The following is a 5,925-nucleotide window of genomic DNA, read 5'->3' as shown; positions in this document are numbered from 1 at the left end:
TACTGAGATTGAGATCGGTACCAACCCGAATGAGGCTGATACTGATGGTGACGGCGTCAACGATGGTGACGAGGTCAAGGCCGGCACCAACCCGACGGTCAAGGACAAGCCTGCTGATGAGCCCGGTGCCGGCGAAGGCACAGGTGAAGGCGAAGGCACTGGCAACGGTGGGGACACTGGCGCTGGTGAGGAGACCGTGAAGCCGTCTGTTGACCCAGTTAACGAAGGTGACACGGAGATCTCCGGTGAGGCTGCGCCGGGTACGGATGTCACGGTCACGGTGAAGGACCCCGAAGGCAATACCAAGTCCGAGGACACTGCCACGACTGATGACGACGGTAAGTGGTCCGTCACGCCGGATAAGGGCGTGGAAGAGGGCGACAAGGTCACCGTTGAGGATGAGAAGGGTAACTCTGAGACCATCACGGTTGGTTCCCCGTCTGATGATGATGGTGAGAATGGTGCAGAAACCATCAAGCCTTCCATCAACACCGTCACCGAAGGCGACAAGAAGATCTCCGGTACCGGTAAACCTGGTTCCACGCTGACGGTTACTGTCACTGATGCCAAGGGCAAGGAGACTGAGAAGACCGTCACCGTCGGTAAGGACGGTACCTGGAGCGTTAAGCCTGGGGTTGACCTGAAGAAGGGTGACAAGGTCACAGTTTCCGATGAGTCCGGTAACGAGCAAAGCGTCGTTGTCCTGGGGGCTGAAGCACCTGAGGACAACGGCAATGGTGACGGACGCCCGACGAAGCCGATGAACCCGAGTCTTCCATGGGGTCCGTCTTGGCCGATTGCTCCGTCCAAGCCGACCACCCCGGAGAAGCCTTCTGAGGGCGAAGGCACTGAGTCCCACGTCCTCGACGTCGAACCGGTGAAGGAAGGTGACTCCACGGTCAAGGGCACTGCTACGCCGGAGACTGTTGTCACTGTCACCATCACTGATAAGGACGGCAAGGAAAAGCTCAAGGATGAGAACGTTGCCGTCGATAAGAATGGCAAGTGGAGCCTTGACCCGAAGGTGGACATCGCTACGGGTGATAAGGTCACTGTGACGGATTACGAGGGTGAGGAGGACTCCGAGGTTGCGACCCCGAAGGAATCCACGACCCCGGACTCCCCGGCACCTAAGCCGGATGTGGAATTCGGCTCCTCTGAGCGCTGCATTGAGACCGGCTTGGGTGTTGGTCTGCCGCTGCTGTTCCTCATCCCGGTTGGTTTGGCTTCCCAGCTGGCTATCCCGGGTCTGAAGGACTTCATTGCGCCGATTAACAAGCAGATCGCTGACATCAACGCACGTCTGCAGATGCAGGCAGGTGTGTTCAACGGTCCGCTGGCGGACCAGATGGCTGGCATCAATACTCAGCTCAAGCGCTTCGGCGTTACCGCTGGCTCGGTAGCGCTGGTTGCCGCTGGTGCACTGGCTATTGGCTTGCTGGCTGATGCCTGCGCACCGGGTGCTTCTGAGGAAGGTTCCTCTAAGTAAGTACCGCGTGTGAACCACACCCCCTTTCCCCACTGCCATCTTTCGGCGGTGAGGGAAAGGGGGTGTGGGGATCTTTGGGGGACGTCGCCAAGCAGTACAGCACCAAAAGTGTGCGATAATTCGAGAATGACTACCGCAGGCGATATCGCAGGCCACATTGGAACCCCGCTGACAGGAAGTGCCACCAAGGTGCTCCTTCTTGGGGCGGGTGAGCTGGGAAAGCAGCTGGTGGTGGCCTTTCAGAACCTAGGGTTGGAAGTTCACGCCGTGGACCGCTACGCAGGAGCGCCCGCCCAGCAGCTCGCGCACTTTAGCTACATCGCGGACATCCAAGACCCAGCCAAGGTGTGGGAATTGGCACAGCGCATCCACCCAGACTACGTAGTCCCCGAGGTGGAGACCGTGAATGTGGAGGTGCTCGCCCGCATCGAGGAGGAGATGAACTCCATCGTCGTGCCTTCTGCACGTGCGTGCGAGCTTACGCAGTCCCGGGAGAGCGTGCGTGGCGTGGCGGACAGCATCGGCCTGCCCGTAACGGCGTACCGTTTCGCCGAATCCCCTGAGGAGCTCGCAGAGGCGGTAGGGGAGTTGGGGCTGCCGTGCATAGTGAAACCAGATATTACGACCTCCGGTAAGGGGCACGTGTTGCTCAAGCATGCGGAGGACGTGGAGGAAGCGTGGGGCATGGTGCGTCACGTGTCCCCGGAGCGCAAGCGCGTGGTGGTGGAACGTTTCGTGAACTTTGATTATGAGGTCACGCTCCTGGCTGTGCGCTCCATTGACCCGGCTACTGGCAAGATGGCCACGTGGTTTAGTGAACCTATTGGCCACCATCATGAGAATGGTGACCTTGTAGAATCCTGGCAACCCATGGCCATGAGTGAAGATGCGCTGGCGAATGCGCGCTCCGTGGCTGCGCGTATATCCAACGAGCTGGGTGGGCGCGGTGTCTACGGCGTGGAGCTCTTTGTGGCCGGCGATGACGTCTACTTCTCTTCGGTATCCCCGCGTCCACTGGATACGGCGATGCTGACGGGGTACACACAGCGTTTCTCTGAGTTTGAGCTGCACGTTCGCGCCATGTTGGGATTCCCCATTGATGTGACGTTGGTCAGCCCTGGTGCTGCGGTCATTCTGCACGCCGACGCTGAGCTTGACGACGTCTCCTTTACCGGCCTCGACGCCGCCCTCTCCTACGAGGAGACTGATGTGCGCCTCTTCGGCAAGCCCGGTGCCTATGCCGGCCGCCGCATGGGCATGGTGGCCACGACAGCCGAGGACGTTGAGACTGCTCGCGACAGGGCCGCTCTGGCAGCGTCCAAGATTACTGTGGGCCCAACTCCTGGTGAGCACGGCGAAGGCTCCTCCCTGCATGTTGAGCCTAGCGAAGCCCCCGTCTCCGATATTGAGGTTCTTGAGGTTGCTGAGCCGGTTATCGACGTTGACCCAAAGCTCACCCGCTCAGCGGATGACTAGCCCAATGGGGGTATAAGTTTGGCCAATGGGGGTAAAACCTGAGTGCAGTGGCGGGGCTGTGTACTTATTTTTTGGCGGTTGCGCGTTCGGCGCAGCCGCCTTGTGTTTGCCTCGGGGCCCGCTGGTGGGGCAATGAGCGAATATATAGGAACGCATGTTCGGTGAAACATTGACGCTTCAACCACTTCCATAAGAACGGCTTACTGGTAGGCATCTCCATTTATTGGAATGCATACTATGGCATGGCTCGCAAATTGTGGATGAGCGAACATATTAATCCCTGCTGAAGCTAAAAATTTACAGTTAGGAATTAAGCCGGAAAAATCCCTCTAAACTTAAAAAACTCTCGACGTTACATATATGAGCGACGTTCGTAGAGTTCGAACATGTAGGCGATATTGGGGGCATAAAGGTGTTACCAACTGGATCTAGCTGCGGAAATACCATGCTGAAAGCGGTATAGATGAGGGTTATAGAGCAATGATCTTTCTTGCAGTGACCTGAGGACGGTGATACTCTGCTGAGTGGACTGTAAGAGTTGATCGAGAGTCTGCGGGAATTTCTTCTGGTCAGAGTGGAAATTTCACGTCAAGAATTCAGATAGTCGCAGCGGCCATCCGGCACTGTGCAGAAAAAATTGTAAGTAGTTGCAACATCCGAAGAGGAAACGATGAGTAGATTGAGAAACATCTCCAGAGAGGGGTGGATGGTCTTTACCGCGGTGCTCACTGCCATTGCGGTAATTGCGGCCATGGTCGCCGTCCCTGGAGCGCGAGCAGTCACCACTAGTGTGGGTGAAATGCAAGTCGATAACGATCTTGGCGACCCTGAGCTAAGGCAGCCGGGTTTCGACTCTAGCTGGGGAACGTTGGTCTGGGGCGGAAAGCCGGTGGTTCCTGAAGGTACTTCCTTTGGCCAAACTGGTAACCCTAACAATAATATGGGTTGGGGCTGGTGCATTGATGCCCCTAAGCCCATTCCTAAAGAAGCGAGTGGTTACAAGTTTGATCTTGCAAACGCTGGCAAGGCTCCGATTCCTAATTCACCGGAAATCACAGGTGCTTCACAAGAAGATATTAGGGATGCAGCCATCAACGTGGCTACAAAACTAAAGCATGCTTATTCCCGGGCCATGCAGGCTAGGGCTAACGGTGATGCCGAAGCAGAAGCTCAGGCCAAGGCGGAAGCATCGAACCTTTCCTACTATCTTTCGATGCTTATTGGCGACAACTCGTCGGCAAAGCTGGCGCGAAAGGCCGCGAGTAATCCTCAGTTGAAGGAAGTCGATATTGTTGTGGGGGCTTTCTATGAAGGATACAGGGGAAATCTCGAGGAGTTTAAGGCTCTTACGGGATTTGGCGTAGAGGTTAATGAGCCTTGGAGGCTGCAAAAGGACCCCTCCGTTGAGATTCCCAAGGCGCCGGAGGGCGTTTTTATTACCATTGTTGGCCCAAACGGCGATCTGACTGGTTATAAGTCCGATGTTCAGCGTGTTTTCACACCCGATCAGCCTGGTCTTCCCGGCGATGGTGGCGACAACCCAGGTGATGAGGAGAAAGAGACTCCGTCGAACCCGACTACAACTCCGTCGGAAGACACTGAGACGGTGACCACTTCTCCTGCAACGGAGACGACTTCCGACGAAACTCCTACTTCTGAGACTCCTAAGTCTGAGACTTCGAGCTCTTCAACGACGGAAGAGACTGACGAGCCTTCTACGTCTCCGAATACTGATGTTGTTCCGGAGCCGTCTCCGACTCCGTCGACTGAGCAGAACGAGACTCCGCGTAAGCCGCGCATTAAGACTGAGGCTAAGTTTGGTGGCGAGGCCAAGCAGGTTGTTGCTGGCGCTACCGTTATTGACACCGTGAGCTACGAAGACCTGGTTCCGGGTAAGAAGTACACCCTGAAGGCTGAGCTGCGCAGCAAGGTTGCTGACGAGAATGGTGACTACCCGGTTGTTGGCCATGGCGAGCTGGTGGACTTCACCCCGGACGCTGAGTCTGGTGAGGTTGAGGTCAAGATTGACGTCGACAAGCAGCTCGAGACCCCGATTGCTGCTGCGGTTGCTTACGAGCGCCTCTACTCCCATGAGGTCAACGATGAGGGTAAGGATGCTCCGAATGCTGAAGGTGACGGTAACCTGATCGTCACTCACGAGGAGATTAATGACCCGGCACAGACTGTTTATACTAAGTGGTCCCCGAAGATTGGCACTGTGGCCAAGCTTGCCGAGGGTAACCGCGTTGTTGAGGGCGCGACGGTTATTGACACTGTGACGTATAAGGACCTGGTTCCGGGTAAGAACTACACCCTGAAGGCCAAGCTGATCTCTAAGGAAGACGGCACGACTGTTCTGGATGAGGCTACCCATAAGTTCACCGCTGAGAAGTCTGCTGGTTCTGAAGACGTTAAAATCACCGTCAATGACAAGGCGAAGAATGCCGTTGGCGCAGCTGTTGCCTTTGAGAAGCTGTTCTCCGCAGAAGTTGATGCTGACGGCAAGGACATCTCGAACTCTGGTGAAGAAGTAGAGATTGCCAAGCACGAGGACATCAACGATGGCGACCAGACTGTGAACACCACCGAGTGGACTCCGTCTATTAAGACGGTTGCTGATCTTGGTGATGCTAAGCAGATTTCTGCAGGTGCAGTTGTCAAGGACACTGTTAAGTACACCGATTTGGTTCCGGGTAAGGAATACACCCTGAAGGCGCAGCTGCGTAACAAGGCTGCTGAAGATAATGATGCACATGCTTTCATCGGTGAGGGCTCGAAGACTTTCACTCCGAAGACTTCTGCTGGTGAGGTTGTTGTTTACATCACTGTTGATGACAGCTTTGAGGGTGTTGCTGCTTCTGCTGTTGCTTTTGAGAAGTTGTTCTCTAAGCAGGTTGATGAAAACGGTAAGGATGCTCCGAATGAGGAGCGTGACGGTAACCTGATCACCACTCACGAGG

At 55.7% G+C, this 5,925-nt stretch carries 3 protein-coding genes; all 3 read left to right on the top strand.

From position 1 onward, the window contains the following. On the top strand, positions 1-1,489 hold a 1,489-nt coding region (locus HMPREF3149_RS13510; RefSeq protein ID WP_168162168.1), incomplete at its 5' end, for a thrombospondin type 3 repeat-containing protein. Positions 1,490-1,615: 126 nt separating this feature from the next. Then, complete coding sequence (gene purT / locus HMPREF3149_RS00020) at positions 1,616-2,965, top strand: formate-dependent phosphoribosylglycinamide formyltransferase (RefSeq protein ID WP_070535457.1); 1,350 nt, start codon at positions 1,616-1,618, stop codon at positions 2,963-2,965. Positions 2,966-4,061: 1,096 nt separating this feature from the next. Next, on the top strand, positions 4,062-5,925 hold a 1,864-nt coding region (locus HMPREF3149_RS13505), incomplete at its 3' end, for a VaFE repeat-containing surface-anchored protein (protein WP_210385384.1).

The organism is Corynebacterium sp. HMSC05E07, from assembly GCF_001807225.1.
Lineage (GTDB): Bacteria > Actinomycetota > Actinomycetes > Mycobacteriales > Mycobacteriaceae > Corynebacterium > Corynebacterium singulare.
The sequence above is the reverse complement of the archived record's forward strand: the minus strand, read 5'-3'. Positions and strand labels throughout refer to the sequence as shown.

Excerpts from the sequence above, each read along its gene's own strand:
- purT (WP_070535457.1), top strand. The coding sequence starts at position 1,616 with ATGACTACCGCAGGCGATATCGCAGGCCACATTGGAACCCCGCTGACA.